The following is a 17,450-nucleotide window of genomic DNA, read 5'->3' as shown; positions in this document are numbered from 1 at the left end:
AATTGATTGCGAATTGTTAAAGAGCGTGCTCTGCATTCAGAGCGAGGCGTTTGCCTCAGTTAGCTTTCGCTTCACAGACCGGATGTCGTTGCCGTTGTCCCTGTCTGTGGATGCGCATTATAGAGATCTGAAAAACATGTTCAAGATCTTTTTTAGTAAAAAAGGATCGTTCGGGTGTTTTTTAAACGATCCGATGGTTTATTGGGCGATCTAGGGTATGAAACACCGCAATGAGGGTATATATAGTCTCGGTATTGGCTATTTATTATTTGTATCATTAGTTGCTTGCTGGGCATCTAACTCTTGTTGATACAATAAATGGCCTAATTCACGCAAAAAGGGCTGGCCTAGCGTTTCGGTTTCATAGATATCATCATTTAGGATCTGATTTGCATTGGTATAGATAATGGCAGAAAGGAAATACGAAACGTCATATTTGGTATCATTGATAAAGGCAGCATCAATAACATGGCCATACGCTTGTCCATTTTTATTGTGGTAGTGAATGTACTCGGGTAACCGTAGCTGTTCATCCCCTTTTAATAAGTACTTCACATAGGTATCAGTATACTGCTCTTCTGAATATTTAGGATATTCACTTTGCCGAGGCAGCATTCGCATATAACGTAAAATAAATTGACGCTGCGGTTCAGTGATATTAAAGCGCTGCTCTTCTGGGAACAACTCTGGCATAACAAGACGCTTTACTACGCCATCAAGGTCTATTAAGGATTGACGGTTCTTTAATGTAAAATCCATAGACTGGTTGACCAACTGACCAAGCTGAAAATAGCCTAAACCGAGTGTGGGTTGATCTGTGTTTCGATAGGAAACGGCAACTTGACGCTGAGGTATAGCTAATAACGTTTTACCAGCAGCATCTATAAAACGGATCGGATTGAAAAAGCGATTGTCATCGTCAGTAAATGGCACACTTAAACGATGATTAATGACAGTTGATGTTAAACCTTTAGCATGCAGTTGTTGGTTAATATACTGCTGGCCCATTAATTCGTATAAACGATTACTGCTGTCATTATCACTCACGAGTAAGATTTTTTTAATGTAATGCCCTACACTAGGTAATCCAGACTCACTAGTAACATCTGTGTAAGCTGAAGATTGCGAAGGGTGCAGCGCGTCAGTCAACATCGTCGTGTCTAAGGTTATACCGGCTGCAGTTTGTTCATTCAACCATTGCATGGCTAAAGCAACTAAAGGCAGTTTCACTGTACTCGCAGGATAAAAATAACGGTCAGGCTGAACCCCATAATGATAATAATGTAACTTTGGTAATTCCCCCTCAATCTTAGGTGATTCTATTCGCGTGAAAATGATCTGCAGTTTATAGGATTGACTGTCGGCGAATACCCTATCGAGCAATGTTAATCTCTGTTGATTTTGCTCGAGCAACGGTAACAAAGACTGACAACTCGCTGCTGCGGTAAAATGCTGGCAAACGTATGAACTAGAAAATGCAATGTTCGGAATCATTGCAGCCGTTAGAAATATATAAGAGAAAATTTTCAATTCGGCAGACCTTAATTCATCAATGTTTATCATCAGGCAACAGTTAGCATTAATAATAAGCGCTTGTATAAATAGCATACAACAATAAAATTTGGATATAAAAAAACCGGGCATAAAGCCCGGTTTTTAGAAGAACAAGTGATTATTCAGCAGCAGTTTCTTCAACTGGCATTGCTGCGTCCGTTTCTGGACGATCAACTAATTCAATGTAAGCCATAGGTGCGTTGTCACCAGTACGGAAGCCACACTTCATGATGCGAGTGTAACCACCTGGACGCGCGTTGTAACGCGGGCCTAAAACGTTGAACAATAAACCTACAACTTCTTTATCACGAGTACGGGCAAAAGCCAGACGACGGTTTGCAACGCTGTCATTCTTTGCCAATGTGATCAATGGCTCGATCACACGACGTAACTCTTTAGCTTTTGGCAAAGTCGTTTTGATGATTTCGTGCTTCACCAACGAGCTTGCCATGTTGCGGAACATTGCAGTACGGTGGCTGCTGTTCCGATTTAATTGACGACCACTCTTGCGATGGCGCATGATCTATTCCTTCTCACTAAACCAGGAACTGGTATCTGGTTAGTCTTTATTTACCAAACTAGCTGGCGGCCAGTTTTCCAGGCGCATGCCTAAGGATAAACCGCGTGATGCCAACACGTCTTTGATTTCGGTAAGGGACTTCTTACCCAGGTTAGGCGTTTTAAGTAGCTCAACCTCGGTACGCTGTACCAGATCACCAATGTACTGAATCTGCTCTGCCTTCAGGCAGTTTGCAGAACGAACTGTTAGCTCTAAATCATCGACTGGACGTAACAGAATCGGATCAAACTCCGGTTTCTCTTCACGTTTTTCAGGCTCACTCTTATCACGCAATTCTACGAAGAATTCTAGCTGTTCAGCTAAAATTGTTGCTGCGCGACGAATGGCTTCCTCCGGCTCAACAGTGCCGTTGGTTTCCATATCGATAACCAGTTTATCCAAATCAGTACGCTGTTCTACCCGTGCTGCTTCAACAGTATAAGCAATACGCTCAACTGGGCTGAAAGATGCGTCAAGTAATAAGCGACCGATCGGACGTTCGTCATCATCTGAGGACAAACGAGCTGATGCAGGCACATAACCGCGACCACGTTCAATTTTCAGACGCATACTGAATTCAGTCTCGCCAGTCAAATTACAAATAACGTGCTCAGGGTTAACAATAACCACACCGTCGCCACGCTGGATATCTCCAGCAGTTACAGGGCCAGCACCTTTCTTCGTTAAAGTCAGGGAGACTTCATCTTTGTCTTCCAGGCGAACGGCAAGGCCTTTCAGGTTTAGGAGAATATCAATGATATCTTCCTGAACACCTTCTTTGGCACTGTACTCATGAAGAACGCCGTCTATTTCTACTTCAGTCACAGCACAACCTGGCATAGACGATAACAGAATACGACGTAACGCGTTGCCCAAGGTATGCCCGAAACCGCGCTCTAATGGTTCCAAAGTAACTTTGGCACGAGTTGGGTTGATCCTTTCGATACCAACTAATCTCGGCTTAAGGAATTCGGTGACAGAACCCTGCATATATCCTCTCTTAACAATTAGCTTTACTTAGAGTAAAGCTCGACGATTAACTGTTCGTTGATGTCAGCTGACAAATCTGAACGCTCAGGAGTGCGTTTGAAAACACCTTCCAGTTTCGTGTTGTCAACTTCGATCCAAGTTGGTTTCTCACGTTGTGCGGCTACTTCAAGCGCAGCACCGATACGGGCTTGCTTTTTAGCTTTTTCACGAACAGAGATAACTTGTTCAGGTAATACTTTGTATGATGGAATGTTTAACACTTGGCCATTAATCATAATAGCTTTGTGGCTCACAAGCTGACGGGCTTCAGCACGTGTGCTGGCCAGACCCATACGGTAAACTACGTTGTCTAAGCGTGACTCTAACAACGCTAACAGGTTCTCACCTGTATTACCTTTCAAACGAGCAGCTTCTTTGTAGTAATTACGGAACTGCTTCTCAAGCACGCCATACATACGACGTACTTTTTGCTTCTCGCGTAACTGTAAACCGTAGTCTGATAAGCGACCGCGACGTGCGCCGTGCTGACCAGGAGCTGTAGTTAAGTTACACTTTGAATCGATTGCTCTTACGCCGCTCTTCAGGAACAGATCTGTACCTTCGCGACGACTTAGTTTGAGCTTTGGACCCAAATATCTTGCCATCTTCTTTCTCCAATAATCCGTGAAGCGCTGTAATTACACGCGACGTTTTTTAGGTGGACGACATCCGTTATGTGGGATAGGCGTCACGTCGGTGATATTTGTGATCTTGTAACCAGCGGCATTCAGAGCACGAATCGCTGATTCGCGGCCTGGGCCTGGGCCATTCACAAACACTTCAAGGTTTTTCAGACCATATTCCAGTGCAGCTGTACCTGCACGCTCTGCTGCTACTTGAGCTGCGAACGGAGTAGATTTACGTGAACCACGGAAACCTGAACCGCCTGCTGTTGCCCAACACAATGCATTGCCCTGACGATCAGTAATCGTCACGATGGTGTTGTTGAAAGAAGCATGGATATGAGCCATACCGTCTGAAACTTGTTTTTTTACCCGCTTACGAGTACGAACTGGTGCTTTAGCCATGTTGAATCACCTTATTTCTTAATCGCTTTACGTGGGCCCTTACGGGTACGCGCATTAGTCTTAGTGCGCTGACCACGGACCGGCAGACTACGACGGTGACGTAAGCCACGGTAGCAACCAAGGTCCATTAAACGCTTAATGTTTAATGTGATTTCACGACGCAAGTCACCTTCGACGGTATACTTTGCAACTTCGTCACGTAGAGTATCTAATTGCGAGTCTGATAAAGACGCGATTTTAGTATTCTCTTCAATACCCACTGCCGCTAAAATTGATTTAGCGCGGGTCTTACCGATACCATAAACATAAGTCAGTGAGATCACTGCATGTTTATTATCGGGGATGTTAATGCCAGCGATACGGGCCACTAACGTTCTCCTATCTGAAATTAAAAGGTGCCAATTTGAAAAGCCCGTAAGGATACTCAAATGGCGCTTATATTGCAAACAATAAAGGGGCTAAACTTAAAGTTCAGCCCGCCTTATCGTTTTTCTGCTATTAGCCTTGGCGCTGTTTATGCTTTGGCTCACTGCAAATTACGCGAACTACGTTATTACGTTTGATCACTTTGCAGTTACGGCAGATCTTCTTAACGGAAGCTCGTACTTTCATAACTTAACTCCGCAAACTATCTTAACGGCCTATGCCTTTAAGATTTGCCTTTTTCAGCACAGAATCATACTGATGTGACATCAGATGTGTCTGTACCTGTGCCATGAAATCCATGATAACAACAACGATAATCAATAAAGATGTACCGCCGAAGTAGAACTGTACGTTCCACGCTACCATCATGAACTCAGGAACCAAACAAATAAAGGTAATGTACAACGCGCCGGCTAGGGTCAAACGTGTCATTACTTTATCAATGTATTTTGATGTCTGCTCGCCAGGACGAATACCAGGGATAAAAGCACCAGATTTCTTCAAGTTATCTGCTGTATCACGTGGGTTAAATACCAACGCAGTATAAAAGAAACAGAAGAAAATGATAGCCGCCGAGTATAACATCATATACAGCGGTTGTCCTGGAGATAATGTTAGCGACAATTCCTGTAAGAAATTGGCTACCATACCTTCACCTGTACCGAACCAACTGGCAATTGTACCAGGGAACAGAATAATGCTAGACGCGAATATCGGTGGAATAACACCGGCCATATTAACCTTTAACGGTAAATGGCTGCTCTGCGCGGCAAACACCTGACGGCCCTGCTGACGCTTTGCGTAGTTAACCACGATACGACGCTGGCCGCGTTCAAAGAACACCACAAACCAGGTAATCGCAACAACAATCACGCCAATAGCTACTAATAGTAAAAAGTGCAAATCGCCCTGACGCGCTTGCTCAATCGTCTGACCAATGGCAGACGGGAAGCCAGCAACAATACCGGTAAAAATTAGCAACGAAATACCATTACCAATGCCGCGCTCTGTAATTTGCTCACCTAACCACATTAAAAACATGGTGCCGGTAACCAAGCTGATCACCGCGGTAAAGTAAAATGCAAAGCCTGGGTTAATGACTAACCCTGGCATCATATTTGGCAGGCCTGTGGCTATACCAATGGACTGTAGTATCGCTAAACCTAAAGTACCGTAGCGCGTGTACTGATTAATTTTACGCTTACCTGCTTCACCTTCTTTCTTTAATTCAGCCATTGCCGGATGCATTACCGTTAATAACTGAACAATGATAGAGGCAGAGATATAAGGCATAATGCCTAGCGCAAATACAGACGCACGCTCAAGAGCACCACCGCTGAACATGTTAAACATTTCAACGATGGTACCTTTTTGTTGCTCGAATAACTGAGCTAGCACGGTGGCGTCAATTCCAGGAATTGGCACAAATGAGCCTAACCGAAAAACGATTATGGCTAAGAGCACAAACAACAGACGAGATTTCAGCTCGCTGAATCCGCCTTTTGCTGCTCTTGAGTCCGAACCTGGTTTAGCCATCGCGTACTATCCTTATTATTCTTCGACTTTACCACCGGCGGCTTCGATCGCTGCACGCGCACCTTTAGTTACGCGTAAGCCTTTTACTGTTACTGGACGAGTAATCTCACCAGACAGTACAACTTTTGCGAACTTAACGGTACGAGAGATGATGTTCGCTTCCATTAAAGAAGCTAAATCTACTACGTCGCCATTAACAGCAGCTAGTTCGTGTAAACGGACTTCAGAAGAAACCAAAGATTTCTGAGAAGTAAAACCGAACTTAGGTAAACGTTGTTTCAAAGGCATTTGACCGCCTTCGAAGCCTGGACGAACACTGCCGCCAGAACGTGATTTAAGACCTTTGTGGCCACGGCCAGCAGTCTTACCTAAGCCAGAACCGATACCACGGCCTACACGGCGTTTATCTTTCTTAGCACCTGGTGCTGGAGATAGAGTGTTTAATAACATCTGTTACTCCTCCACTTTAACCATGTAGTAAACGGCGTTGATCATACCGCGAACTGAAGGTGTATCTTCAACTTCGACAGTGTGACCAATACGACGTAAACCAAGACCCTTCAAAGAAGCCCGGTGATTCGGTAAACGACCGATACTAGACTTAGTTTGGGTGACTTTAACTGTTTTCTTCGTCATGGCAAATTACCCCAGAATATCGTCAACGCGTAAACCGCGTTTTGCTGCCACTTGTGCCGGTGACTTCACTGAAGACAGGGCGTTAATGGTAGCGCGAACTACGTTAATTGGGTTAGTTGAACCATAACACTTAGAAAGAATGTTTTGGATACCCGCTACTTCCAACACGGCGCGCATTGCACCGCCGGCGATTAGACCAGTACCTTCTGCAGCAGGCTGCATGTAAACATTCGAACCAGAATGCACACCACGTGTTGGGTGATGCAAAGTGTTACCATTTAATTCAACCTGTGTCATGTTACGACGTGCCTTTTCCATTGCTTTTTGAATAGCAGCTGGAACTTCACGTGCTTTACCATAACCGAAACCAACGCGACCGTTGCCGTCACCAACTACTGTCAATGCAGTAAAGCTGAAAATACGACCACCTTTTACCACTTTGGACACGCGGTTAACGGCAACAAGCTTTTCTTGTAAATCAGATTGTTGTTTAGAATCTTCGTTAGCCATTAGCTACTCCTAGAACTGAAGACCGGCTTCACGCGCCGCGTCTGCTAACGCCTGCACGCGACCATGATACTGGAAGCCGCTACGGTCAAAAGCACATGCAGTTACGCCTTTAGCCACTGCACGTTCGGCGATCGCTTTACCTACAGCTTTGGCAGCATCTACGTTACCAGAGTACGAAAGTGATTCTTTAATTGAAGCTTCTAAAGTAGAAGCTGCAGCAATCACTTCAGCATTTGGCGCAATCAGCTGAGCATAGATGTGACGTGGAGTACGGTGTACTACCAGGCGATTCGCACCTTGTTCGATAATGTTTCTGCGAGTGCGTTTGGCACGACGCAGACGAGCAAGTTTCTTATCCATCGTCCTACCTTACTTTTTCTTAGCTTCTTTACGACGCACGTTTTCATTCGCATAACGAACACCTTTGCCTTTGTAAGGCTCTGGTTTACGGTATGCACGAATGTTGGCAGATACCTGTCCAACTAATTGCTTGTCAGCACCTTTGACCCAAACTTCAGTTTGTGTTGGTGTTTCGATAGTGATACCTGCTGGTACCTCGAAAACGACCGGGTGAGAAAAGCCCAGGCTTAGGTTTAGAACCTTACCTTCAGCTTTTGCACGGTAACCAACACCGACTAATTCAAGTTTCTGGCTGAAGCCTTCGCTTACACCAGTAACCATGTTGTTCAATAATGCGCGAGCAGTACCTGCTTGTGCGTCAGCGTTTTCGAAACCTTGACGAGGCTCTGTACGCAGTACATTGCCATCAACAACGATTTCAACCGCAGGGTTAACATTCAGTGTTAACTCGCCGTTTTTGCCCTTAAGCGCCACAACTTGACCTGTTTGCGTTACAGTAACGCCTGCAGGTAGAGTGACGGGGGCTTTAGCAACACGAGACATAAATTAACCCCTCCGTTACGCTACGTAGCCGATGATTTCGCCACCGATACCAACCTTGCGCGCAGCACGGTCAGTCATTAGTCCTTTAGATGTTGACACGATGGCCACACCTAAACCGCCCATTACCTTAGGTAATTCGTTGCTTTTCTTATAGATACGCAAACTTGGACGACTAACACGATCGATAGTCTCAATAACTGATTTGCCCTGGAAATACTTTAAAGTAACTTCCAGTTCTGGTTTTACATCACCAGACACAGCGAAATCGCCGATGTAACCTTCGTCTTTTAAAACTTTCGCAATTGCAATCTTCAATTTAGAAGAAGGCATTTTAACCGCAACTTTATTGGCCGACTGGCCGTTACGGATGCGAGTAAACATATCCGCTACTGGATCTTGCAAACTCATAGCTCGTTACTCCCGTGATTCTTACCAGCTAGCCTTACGAAGGCCAGGAATTTCACCGCGCATCGCCGCTTCGCGAACTTTGATCCGGCTCATACCGAACTTACGCAGATAACCATGTGGACGACCTGTCACACGACAACGATTACGTTGACGTGCAGGGCTTGAATCACGCGGTAACGTTTGTAACTTAAGAACCGCTGCCCAACGATCTTCATCAGAAGTTGAAGTGTTAGCAATCAGATCTTTAAGTTCAAAACGTTTTGCAGCGAATTTGGCTACCAGTTGTGCACGCTTTGCTTCACGTGCTTTCATTGATTGTTTTGCCATGACCCTACACCTTATTTCTTGAACGGGAAGTTAAACGCCGCAAGTAAAGCACGTCCTTCGTCATCGGTACGAGCAGTTGTCGTAATCGTGATATCTAAACCACGGATTGCATCAACTTTATCGTAATCGATTTCAGGGAAAATGATTTGCTCACGAACACCCATGCTGTAATTACCACGACCGTCGAATGATTTCGGGTTTACACCACGGAAATCACGGATACGCGGGATAGCAATAGAAACTAAACGTTCTAAGAAATCCCACATACGTTCGCCGCGCAGGGTTACTTTCGCGCCAATAGGGTAGCCTTCACGGATTTTGAAACCAGCGACTGACTTACGAGCCTTAGTTACCAGAGGTTTCTGGCCAGCAATAGCAGTTAAATCTGCTACAGCGTTATCAAGGATCTTTTTGTCAGCTACGGCTTCACCCACACCCATATTGAGTGTGATTTTAACAATCCGAGGGACTTGCATGACGCTGGAGTAGCCAAACTGTTTGAACAGTTCTGGGACTACGGTGTCTTTATAAATTTCATGCAGTTTCGCCATCGTATTACTCCAATAGCATTAAATTACTTCGTTATTCGATTTGAAGAAACGCACTTTCTTGCCATCTTCAAAACGGAAACCTACACGATCTGCTTTACCCGTTTTAGGGTTAACAATCGCTACGTTTGAAACATGAATCGAGGCTTCTTTCTCGACGATGCCGCCAGGCTGATTAACAGCTGGAACCGGCTTCTGGTGTTTCTTAACCAGATTAACGCCTGAAACATAAACACGGTTGTCGCCAACTAATACTTTAGTGACTTTGCCTTGTTTACCCTTGTCCTTACCAGTAAGAACAATAACCTCGTCATCACGACGGATTTTGCTAGCCATGGTGACTCCTTACAGTACTTCTGGTGCCAGAGACACGATCTTCATAAACTTATCGCCACGAAGTTCACGTGTAACAGGCCCGAAAATACGGGTACCGATCGGTTCCAGCTTAGTGTTTAATAACACCGCTGCATTGCGATCAAAACGGATTAATGACCCGTCCTGACGACGTACGCCTTTAGCTGTACGCACCACCACTGCATTCAGAACATCACCTTTTTTAACTTTACCGCGAGGAATTGCTTCCTTAACAGTAACTTTGATGATGTCACCAATTGCAGCATAACGGCGATGCGAACCACCTAAGACCTTAATACACATTACGCTGCGCGCGCCGCTGTTGTCTGCGACTTCCAGCATAGATTGCATCTGGATCATCTTAGTGCTCCGCTATTCTACTATGTAACCTTCTCAGGTTACGCTGCTTACGATAATAAAACCCCTCCCCAGAGGAAGGGCGCGTGATTATAACAGCAGTTATGGCAAAGTGGTAGTTTAAAATAAAAACAATTCGGTGTATGCCTAGACACGCACCGCCACTCACCCGATCTGTTGCTACAAACAAAAACGGCTCCAACAGGAGCCGTTTTATTCTTCTTCTTAATTATTAAGAAGCAGATTCAACGATAGCTACCAGGGTCCAAGACTTAGTCTTAGACAAAGGACGGCATTCACGGATAGTGACTACGTCGCCTTCTTTACACTGATTAGTTTCGTCATGCACGTGCAGTTTGGTAGTACGCTTGATGAATTTACCATAAATTGGGTGTTTCACCTGACGTTCAATCGCAACAGTGATAGATTTATCCATCTTGTCGCTGATTACTTTACCTTGCAGTGTACGGGTATTAGTTTCAGTCATTACGCACCTGCCTTCTCGGTTAAGATAGTCTTAACGCGCGCGATATCACGACGCACCTGCTTCAATAAGTGTGTCTGAGCTAACTGACCAGTAGCTGCTTGCATGCGCATGTTGAACTGCTCACGTAACAGACCTAATAATTCAGCATTTAACTCTTCAACACTTTTTGTTTTCAATTCGCTGGCTTTCATCACATTACCGTCCGCGTTACGAAGGTGGTCTTGAATGGAAGCTTAGCAGCAGCCAATGCAAAAGCATGACGCGCAAGTTCTTCAGACACACCGTCCATTTCATACAGAACTTTGCCAGGTTTAATCTGACATACCCAGTACTCAACAGCACCTTTACCACTACCCATACGTACTTCTAACGGCTTAGCTGTGATTGGCTTATCTGGGAACACACGGATCCAGATTTTACCAACACGTTTAACAGCCCGCGTCATAGCACGACGTGCAGATTCGATTTGACGTGAAGTCATTTGACCACGTTCTACAGATTTCAGTGCGTATGTACCGAAACTTACTTTATCACCAACTTGTGATAAACCACGGTTACGGCCTTTGTGCACTTTACGAAATTTTGTACGTTTTGGTTGCAACATCGCTCAATACCCCTACTTAGCCTTACGAGCCGGTTTTTTCGGCGCTTTAGGCTGGTTGTTATTGTTGGCGTTGTTGGCGTTATTTTGCAGAGGCAGAGCACCTAGGATCTCGCCTTTGAAAATCCACACTTTGACACCAATGATACCGTAAGTAGTCAGTGCTTCAGAAGTATTGTAGTCAATGTCTGCACGAAGAGTATGGAGAGGTACACGACCTTCACGATACCACTCGTCACGAGCAATCTCAGCACCGCCTAAACGGCCGCTAACTTGAACCTTGATACCTTTAGCACCAATACGCATAGCATTTTGTACCGCACGCTTCATAGCACGACGGAACATCACACGACGCTCTAACTGGCTACTGATAGAATCAGCAACTAATTTAGCATCTAGCTCTGGCTTACGGATCTCAGAGATATTGATCTGAGCAGGCACGCCAGCAATGGCAGCGACTTGCTTACGGATCTTCTCAACGTCTTCACCTTTTTTACCGATAATCACGCCTGGACGCGCAGTGTGAATAGTCACACGGATGCTTTTCGCAGGGCGTTCAATATCGATCCGGCTTACTGAGGCTGCTTTCAGTTCTTTTGTCAGGTACTGACGAACTTTATAGTCACCGTTCAGGAAATCCGGGAAATCTTTTGTATTCGCGAACCAGGTAGAGCTCCATGGCTTAGTGATACCTAGGCGAATACCATTAGGATGTACTTTCTGTCCCATTTCTATCTCCTAGTTATCAGCTACGACCACAGTGATGTGGCTGGTACGCTTGACGATACGATCAGCACGACCTTTAGCGCGTGGTTTGATACGCTTCATAGATGGACCTTCATCAACGAAGATGGTCTTCACTTTCAGTGTATCGATGTCCGCGCCTTCATTGTGCTCAGCGTTGGCAATGGCTGATAAAAGTACCTTTTTGACTAACTCAGCAGCTTTCTTCGGGCTGTAAGTTAGTACATTCAACGCCTTCTCAACTGACAATCCACGTACTTGGTCAGCGACCAAACGCGTTTTTTGAGCAGAAGAACGGGCAAATTTGTGTTTAGCTAATGCTTGCATCATTTACCCCTTAGCGCTTCTTGGCCTTTTTGTCGGCTGCATGACCACGATAGGTACGAGTAGGTGCAAATTCACCTAACTTGTGACCGATCATCTCTTCTGAGACAAACACTGGTACATGTTGACGACCATTATGGACAGCGATGGTCAAACCGATCATATCAGGTATGATCATTGAACGACGGCTCCAAGTCTTTATAGGCTTCTTGTCTCCGCTTTCCAACGCTTTCTCTACCTTCTTCAGCAAGTGAAGGTCAATAAATGGACCTTTCTTGAGAGAACGTGGCATGGCAATTCCTCACAAATTATTTATCACGACGACGTACGATAAGTTTATCAGTACGCTTGTTTGAACGAGTCTTGTAACCTTTAGTCGGTACGCCCCATGGAGTCACTGGATGACGACCACCTGAGGTTTTACCTTCACCACCACCGTGTGGGTGATCGACTGGGTTCATTACTACACCACGTACGGTTGGGCGGATGCCGCGCCAGCGCATTGCACCAGCTTTACCGTATTGACGTAACATGTGCTCAGCATTACCGATCTCACCGATAGTCGCGCGACAATCTGCTAATACTTTACGTACTTCGCCGCTACGCAGACGCAGGGTAACATACTCACCATCACGAGCCAGGATCTGAACGAATGCGCCTGCTGAACGAGCCAGCTGACCGCCTTTACCTGGTTTCATTTCGATGTTGTGTACTACTTGACCAACTGGGATGTTGCGCAGTGGCAGCGTGTTACCTGCTTTGATTGGTGCATCAACACCAGAGATAACTGCGTCACCCGCTTTCATGCCTTTAGGGGCAAGAATGTAACGACGTTCGCCGTCTGCGTACAACACTAATGCGATGTTTGCAGTACGGTTTGGATCGTATTCTAAACGCTCTACTTTACCCGGAATACCGTCTTTCATGCGTTTAAAATCAACAACACGATAGTGTTGCTTATGACCACCACCGATATGGCGAGTAGTGATACGACCGTTGCTGTTACGACCACCCGTCTTAACTTTCTTCTCTAACAAAGGCGCGTAAGGCTTGCCTTTGTGCAGGTCAGGGTTAACCACTTTTAAAACGTGGCGACGACCTGGTGACGTAGGTTTACACTTTACAAGTGCCATTTCCTAACTCCTCTTCTTACTCAGCGCCGCCAACAAAATCGATTTCGCTGCCTTCTTTAAGAGTAACGTAAGCTTTTTTCCAATCGCTACGTTTGCCCATACGCGCACCAGTGCGCTTGGCCTTACCCTTAACGTTAACAGTACGAACACCTACTACTTCTGTTTCAAACAGTTTTTCTACAGCAGCTTTAATATCAGCTTTTGTAGAAGTAGTGGCTACCTTAAAAACGATAGTGTTGTGTTTTTCTGCCGCAGTAGTACTCTTTTCAGAAACGTGCGGAGCCAGAATCACTTTTAGTAAACGTTCTTCGCGGATCATGCTAAAAGCTCCTCAAGTTGTTTAACTGCAGCAGCAGTCATTAACACTTTGTCGAATGCGATTAAGCTGACCGGGTCGATACCGTGTACGTCACGAACGTCAACTTTGTATAAGTTGCGTGCAGATAAGAACAAGTTCTCGTCTACTTCGTTAGTTACGATCAGAACGTCTTTTAAATCCATCGCTTTCAGCTTTGCAGTCAAGTCTTTTGTCTTTGGTGAATCAACGCCAAAACTCTCAACAACAATTAAGCGTTCCTGACGAACTAATTCAGACAGAATGCTTTGAATTGCACCGCGATACATTTTACGGTTAACTTTTTGGCTGTGATCTTGTGGCTTAGCCGCAAAAGTCACACCACCGCCACGCCAAATTGGACTGCGGATTGTACCAGCACGCGCGCGGCCAGTACCTTTTTGACGCCATGGCTTCTTGCCGCCACCACGTACTTCTGAACGTGTCAATTGAGCACGAGTACCCTGACGGGCACCAGCTGCAAAAGCAACTACTACCTGATGTACCAGAGCTTCGTTAAACTCACGTCCAAAGGTAGCTTCGGAAACTTCAAGAGCGCCTTGAGCGTCTCGTAATGCTAATTCCATCACTTATCTCCTAGACGTTAGCTTTTAACAGCTGGTTTAACGATAACGTCACCGCCGATAGCACCAGGCACTGCGCCTTTTACTAACAGAATGTTACGTTCCGCATCAACACGAACCACTTCAAGAGACTGTACAGTTACCCGTTCAGCGCCCATGTGGCCAGCCATTTTTTTACCTTTGAATACTTTACCTGGTGATTGGTTTTGACCAATTGAACCCGGTGCACGGTGTGATAAAGAGTTACCGTGAGTAGCATCCTGAGTACGGAAATTCCAGCGCTTAACAGCACCTTGGAAACCCTTACCTTTTGATGTGCCAGCGACATCAACTTTCTTTGTATCTGCGAAAATATCAACAGTAATCTCGCTACCAACAGTGATGTCGGCGCCTTCGTTGTCTTGTAGGCGGAATTCCCACAGACCACGACCCGCTTCTACACCCACTTTTGCAAAATGACCTGCTTCTGGCTTGCTCAGGCGGCTTGCCTTAACAGTACCAGTAGTCACTTGCAACGCGCTATAGCCTTCAACGTCTTGCGTTTTAACAGCAGTAACGCGGTTTGGTGTTGCTTCGATTACGGTTACTGGGATAGATACACCATCTTCAGTGAAGATGCGTGTCATGCCCACTTTACGACCGATTAGACCGATAGCCATTTCCTAAACCTCTCTAAAAACCTGTCTGATTAGCCCAGGCTGATTTGAACGTCAACGCCAGCAGGCAGATCTAAACGCATCAGCGCATCAACTGTTTTTTCAGTTGGTTCCACGATGTCGATTAAACGCTTGTGCGTACGGATTTCGTACTGGTCACGCGCATCTTTATTGACGTGAGGAGAAATCAGAACAGTGAAACGTTCCTGACGAGTGGGTAGTGGAATTGGACCACGAACCTGTGCGCCGGTACGTTTTGCTGTGTCAACGATTTCCATAGTTGACTGATCGATCAAACGGTGATCGAACGCTTTCAGACGGATGCGAATCCTTTGATTACTCATGTATCAAAGCCTCAAAGAGCAAAAAGAGCAAAAATAAACATAAACAAATGCCCATAATGGGATTGCTTATGCACCAAGTTACCAGTTGCCCCCCAATCGGGGGCTTATAGTACAAGCTACGCAATACTCTCTTTAGAAGTTGCAATGTAGCTTGTATCAGCCAGATATGAATCGACTGGCCGCATATTATATACAGAACAATTGATAATGCAAGTGCTGTTTATTATTCCAACAGCCAACCTCAAAGCAGACGCCAATTTTGCTTTGTTGCAACGTCTACCTTGAGGCTTAACTGCAAGCCACGCGTTAAAACTGATCTTCAGTAAGCGCAAACATCGCTGACCCATCGCTTTGCAAACTGCTAAATAAACCATCAACCTTTGGCAACACTTTTTGTGTATACCACATGGCTGTTTGAGTTTTAGCCGCCACGAAATCAGCACTGTGTTTAGCAGGATTTAACGCCATAAGATTTCTTTGCCACATATAAGCATAGAGGACATAGCCCACAGCATCTAAGTAATCGCAAGCATTCATACTGAGCACATTGTGTTCTTGCGCCAATAATGAATGACTGACGTCTATTAATTCCGCTATGCGCTTTTCGACAATATGACTTATCGACGTTGGATGAGCTTGAAGCTCAAGTTGAATATCATTTAATAGGGCAAGTAACACGGCTGCTTGATCTGATGCGACTTTTCGCAACATAAAGTCAGCCGCTTGAATACCATTGGTTCCTTCATAGATCTGGGCAATTCGTACATCTCGCACTAACTGCTCCATGCCCCACTCTTTTACATAGCCATGACCACCGAATACTTGCTGGGCCGTAATACACGCATCTAACCCTCGATCGGTCATAAAGGCTTTGGTGATCGGTGTCAGTAAATTTGCTCGTTGTGCTGATTGCGCACAGTCGTCGTATTTTGCTCGATCCAGTAAATTGGCCACCCAAGTAGCGAAAGTTCGACCGGCTTCATTAATTGCTTTAATGTTAAGTAGCATTCGCCTAACATCAGCATGACCCAAAATGGCATCCGCTTTATTAGGATCCGTTTTACCGGTTCTTCCTTGTAAGCGATCTTTGGCATAAGCTAACGCATTTTGATATGCCCGCTCGGCAGCACCTAGCCCTTGGCTGCCCATCGACAAACGCTCATAATTCATCATGGTAAACATACAAGCTAGACCACGATGCGGCTCGCCGATTAAATAACCGCGCGCACCATCAAAGTTAAGCACACAAGTAGCCGAACCATTAATACCCATCTTATGTTCGATAGAGCCAACATTAACGGCATTACGCTCTGCTAAGTCACCGTTTTCTGTCACAAGAAATTTTGGTACTAGAAATAAAGAAATGCCTCTGCTTCCAGCAGGTGCATCTGGCAACTTAGCTAACACTAAATGAACGATATTTGATGTCAGATCATGCTCACCAGCAGTGATAAAAATTTTGCTACCCGAGATTAAGTAACTGCCATCTGTATCGGGTTTTGCTGCTGTACGCATAATACCTAGGTCTGAACCCGCATGAGCCTCGGTCAAACACATCGTGCCAGACCATTCACCGCTGTATAATTTTGGTAAGTAACAGGCTTTCATTTGCTCATCGGCATGTTGTAACAGGGTAACGCAGGCGCCGGCGGTTAAACCTGGATATAACGAAAAAGCAATATCCGCACTACAGAGCATTTCATCAACCATCATAGAAAGCGATTTTGGCATGCCCATTCCACCAAATTCGGCATCACCACTGAGGCCAGTCCAGCCACCCTCGGATAAACTTTGATAAGCCGTGTAATAATGCTCGGGCAAACTGACTTTACCATCGGCGAGTTGTGCACCTACCGCATCTGCTATTTGGCTATAGGGAGCAAGTTGCTGCTCACAAATTTTTGCGGCCTCTTCTAAAATGGCTTTTGCTGTATCGGCTTCTATTAACTCTTGTAATTGAGGTTGCTGCTGCCAGTACTGGTCTAATTGCCAAACGTCGAACAGATTAAAACTTATGTCGTCTACAGGGGCTTGATACTGACTCATACGATCACCTTAACTACTAAAA

General features: G+C 45.3%; 31 protein-coding genes. 1 reads left to right on the top strand and 30 read right to left on the bottom strand.

From position 1 onward, the window contains the following. A partial coding sequence (locus L1N97_RS16780; protein WP_236130559.1) for a hypothetical protein occupies positions 1-214 on the top strand: 214 nt, incomplete at its 5' end. Positions 215-258: 44 nt separating this feature from the next. Here the strand turns inward: L1N97_RS16780 and L1N97_RS16775 are convergent. The 30 genes from L1N97_RS16775 to L1N97_RS16630 form a co-directional block, all read right to left on the bottom strand. Further along, a complete protein-coding gene (locus L1N97_RS16775) occupies positions 259-1,644 on the bottom strand; it encodes a serine hydrolase (protein ID WP_236130558.1) in 1,386 nt (461 codons plus the stop codon). Between the two features lie 28 nt (positions 1,645-1,672). Next, a complete protein-coding gene (gene rplQ, locus L1N97_RS16770; RefSeq protein ID WP_226752311.1) occupies positions 1,673-2,074 on the bottom strand; it encodes a 50S ribosomal protein L17 in 402 nt (133 codons plus the stop codon). 39 nt (positions 2,075-2,113) lie between these two features. After that, positions 2,114-3,103 (bottom strand): DNA-directed RNA polymerase subunit alpha, encoded by a 990-nt coding sequence (locus L1N97_RS16765; RefSeq protein ID WP_226752312.1) that lies wholly within the window; start codon positions 3,101-3,103, stop codon positions 2,114-2,116. Between the two features lie 23 nt (positions 3,104-3,126). Further along, the gene (gene rpsD, locus L1N97_RS16760) at positions 3,127-3,747 is read right to left on the bottom strand and encodes a 30S ribosomal protein S4 (protein ID WP_226752313.1); all 621 of its coding nucleotides are present in this window, start codon (positions 3,745-3,747) and stop codon (positions 3,127-3,129) included. Between the two features lie 33 nt (positions 3,748-3,780). Continuing rightward, positions 3,781-4,170 carry a 30S ribosomal protein S11 gene (gene rpsK, locus L1N97_RS16755; protein ID WP_040552629.1) on the bottom strand — a complete coding sequence of 130 codons (390 nt, stop codon included), beginning with the start codon at positions 4,168-4,170 and terminating at the stop codon, positions 3,781-3,783. Between the two features lie 11 nt (positions 4,171-4,181). Next, complete coding sequence (gene rpsM / locus L1N97_RS16750; RefSeq protein WP_226752314.1) at positions 4,182-4,538, bottom strand: 30S ribosomal protein S13; 357 nt, start codon at positions 4,536-4,538, stop codon at positions 4,182-4,184. A 130-nt stretch (positions 4,539-4,668) separates the two neighbouring features. Continuing rightward, positions 4,669-4,782: a 50S ribosomal protein L36 gene (gene rpmJ / locus L1N97_RS16745; RefSeq protein WP_008950799.1), complete on the bottom strand. Its 114-nt coding sequence runs from the start codon at positions 4,780-4,782 to the stop codon at positions 4,669-4,671. A 21-nt stretch (positions 4,783-4,803) separates the two neighbouring features. Further along, entirely contained in the window at positions 4,804-6,132 is a 1,329-nt protein-coding gene (gene secY / locus L1N97_RS16740; RefSeq protein ID WP_229588328.1) for a preprotein translocase subunit SecY, read from the bottom strand. Positions 6,133-6,147: 15 nt separating this feature from the next. Next, positions 6,148-6,582, bottom strand: coding sequence for a 50S ribosomal protein L15 (gene rplO, locus L1N97_RS16735; RefSeq protein WP_226752316.1), 435 nt, complete (start codon positions 6,580-6,582; stop codon positions 6,148-6,150). Between the two features lie 3 nt (positions 6,583-6,585). Next, positions 6,586-6,768 (bottom strand): 50S ribosomal protein L30, encoded by a 183-nt coding sequence (gene rpmD / locus L1N97_RS16730; protein WP_226752317.1) that lies wholly within the window; start codon positions 6,766-6,768, stop codon positions 6,586-6,588. 6 nt (positions 6,769-6,774) lie between these two features. Next, positions 6,775-7,278, bottom strand: a complete 504-nt coding sequence (gene rpsE / locus L1N97_RS16725; protein WP_226752318.1) for a 30S ribosomal protein S5 — start codon at positions 7,276-7,278, stop codon at positions 6,775-6,777. A 9-nt stretch (positions 7,279-7,287) separates the two neighbouring features. Continuing rightward, the gene (rplR, locus tag L1N97_RS16720; protein WP_226752319.1) at positions 7,288-7,638 is read right to left on the bottom strand and encodes a 50S ribosomal protein L18; all 351 of its coding nucleotides are present in this window, start codon (positions 7,636-7,638) and stop codon (positions 7,288-7,290) included. A 9-nt stretch (positions 7,639-7,647) separates the two neighbouring features. Beyond that, the gene (gene rplF / locus L1N97_RS16715) at positions 7,648-8,181 is read right to left on the bottom strand and encodes a 50S ribosomal protein L6 (protein ID WP_229588329.1); all 534 of its coding nucleotides are present in this window, start codon (positions 8,179-8,181) and stop codon (positions 7,648-7,650) included. A 15-nt stretch (positions 8,182-8,196) separates the two neighbouring features. Then, positions 8,197-8,589: a 30S ribosomal protein S8 gene (gene rpsH / locus L1N97_RS16710; RefSeq protein ID WP_226752321.1), complete on the bottom strand. Its 393-nt coding sequence runs from the start codon at positions 8,587-8,589 to the stop codon at positions 8,197-8,199. Positions 8,590-8,610: 21 nt separating this feature from the next. Next, entirely contained in the window at positions 8,611-8,916 is a 306-nt protein-coding gene (gene rpsN / locus L1N97_RS16705) for a 30S ribosomal protein S14 (protein WP_226752322.1), read from the bottom strand. 11 nt (positions 8,917-8,927) lie between these two features. Beyond that, complete coding sequence (rplE, locus tag L1N97_RS16700; RefSeq protein ID WP_226752323.1) at positions 8,928-9,467, bottom strand: 50S ribosomal protein L5; 540 nt, start codon at positions 9,465-9,467, stop codon at positions 8,928-8,930. 18 nt (positions 9,468-9,485) lie between these two features. Continuing rightward, a complete protein-coding gene (gene rplX, locus L1N97_RS16695) occupies positions 9,486-9,800 on the bottom strand; it encodes a 50S ribosomal protein L24 (protein ID WP_226752324.1) in 315 nt (104 codons plus the stop codon). A gap of 9 nt (positions 9,801-9,809) precedes the next feature. After that, positions 9,810-10,178 carry a 50S ribosomal protein L14 gene (gene rplN, locus L1N97_RS16690; RefSeq protein WP_189434388.1) on the bottom strand — a complete coding sequence of 123 codons (369 nt, stop codon included), beginning with the start codon at positions 10,176-10,178 and terminating at the stop codon, positions 9,810-9,812. 229 nt (positions 10,179-10,407) lie between these two features. After that, positions 10,408-10,662 carry a 30S ribosomal protein S17 gene (rpsQ, locus tag L1N97_RS16685; RefSeq protein WP_226752325.1) on the bottom strand — a complete coding sequence of 85 codons (255 nt, stop codon included), beginning with the start codon at positions 10,660-10,662 and terminating at the stop codon, positions 10,408-10,410. Then, complete coding sequence (gene rpmC, locus L1N97_RS16680; RefSeq protein ID WP_226752326.1) at positions 10,662-10,853, bottom strand: 50S ribosomal protein L29; 192 nt, start codon at positions 10,851-10,853, stop codon at positions 10,662-10,664. Before rpmC ends, rpsQ begins: the two co-directional genes overlap by 1 nt. Then, positions 10,853-11,266, bottom strand: a complete 414-nt coding sequence (rplP, locus tag L1N97_RS16675) for a 50S ribosomal protein L16 (RefSeq protein ID WP_226752327.1) — start codon at positions 11,264-11,266, stop codon at positions 10,853-10,855. The genes rpmC and rplP overlap by 1 nt, the downstream gene beginning before the upstream one ends. Before the next feature lie 12 nt (positions 11,267-11,278). Beyond that, complete coding sequence (gene rpsC / locus L1N97_RS16670; protein WP_189434397.1) at positions 11,279-11,992, bottom strand: 30S ribosomal protein S3; 714 nt, start codon at positions 11,990-11,992, stop codon at positions 11,279-11,281. A gap of 9 nt (positions 11,993-12,001) precedes the next feature. Then, positions 12,002-12,334: a 50S ribosomal protein L22 gene (rplV, locus tag L1N97_RS16665; RefSeq protein ID WP_226752328.1), complete on the bottom strand. Its 333-nt coding sequence runs from the start codon at positions 12,332-12,334 to the stop codon at positions 12,002-12,004. A 10-nt stretch (positions 12,335-12,344) separates the two neighbouring features. Further along, the gene (gene rpsS, locus L1N97_RS16660) at positions 12,345-12,623 is read right to left on the bottom strand and encodes a 30S ribosomal protein S19 (RefSeq protein ID WP_008950795.1); all 279 of its coding nucleotides are present in this window, start codon (positions 12,621-12,623) and stop codon (positions 12,345-12,347) included. 16 nt (positions 12,624-12,639) lie between these two features. Continuing rightward, positions 12,640-13,464 (bottom strand): 50S ribosomal protein L2, encoded by an 825-nt coding sequence (gene rplB, locus L1N97_RS16655; RefSeq protein ID WP_226752329.1) that lies wholly within the window; start codon positions 13,462-13,464, stop codon positions 12,640-12,642. 16 nt (positions 13,465-13,480) lie between these two features. Further along, positions 13,481-13,783, bottom strand: coding sequence for a 50S ribosomal protein L23 (rplW, locus tag L1N97_RS16650; protein ID WP_226752330.1), 303 nt, complete (start codon positions 13,781-13,783; stop codon positions 13,481-13,483). After that, positions 13,780-14,385, bottom strand: coding sequence for a 50S ribosomal protein L4 (gene rplD / locus L1N97_RS16645; protein ID WP_226752331.1), 606 nt, complete (start codon positions 14,383-14,385; stop codon positions 13,780-13,782). Before rplD ends, rplW begins: the two co-directional genes overlap by 4 nt. 17 nt (positions 14,386-14,402) lie before the next feature. Then, on the bottom strand, positions 14,403-15,041 hold the full coding sequence (gene rplC / locus L1N97_RS16640) for a 50S ribosomal protein L3 (RefSeq protein ID WP_226752332.1): 639 nt from the start codon (positions 15,039-15,041) through the stop codon (positions 14,403-14,405). Positions 15,042-15,070: 29 nt separating this feature from the next. Next, positions 15,071-15,382, bottom strand: a complete 312-nt coding sequence (gene rpsJ / locus L1N97_RS16635) for a 30S ribosomal protein S10 (protein WP_008899121.1) — start codon at positions 15,380-15,382, stop codon at positions 15,071-15,073. Between the two features lie 306 nt (positions 15,383-15,688). Beyond that, entirely contained in the window at positions 15,689-17,428 is a 1,740-nt protein-coding gene (locus tag L1N97_RS16630) for an acyl-CoA dehydrogenase family protein (RefSeq protein WP_236130557.1), read from the bottom strand. Between the last annotated feature and the right edge of the window lie 22 nt (positions 17,429-17,450).

This window comes from Rheinheimera sp. UJ63, from assembly GCF_021568285.1.
In the GTDB taxonomy this organism is placed as follows: Bacteria; Pseudomonadota; Gammaproteobacteria; order Enterobacterales; family Alteromonadaceae; genus Alishewanella; species Alishewanella maricola.
The sequence above is the reverse complement of the archived record's forward strand: the minus strand, read 5'-3'. Positions and strand labels throughout refer to the sequence as shown.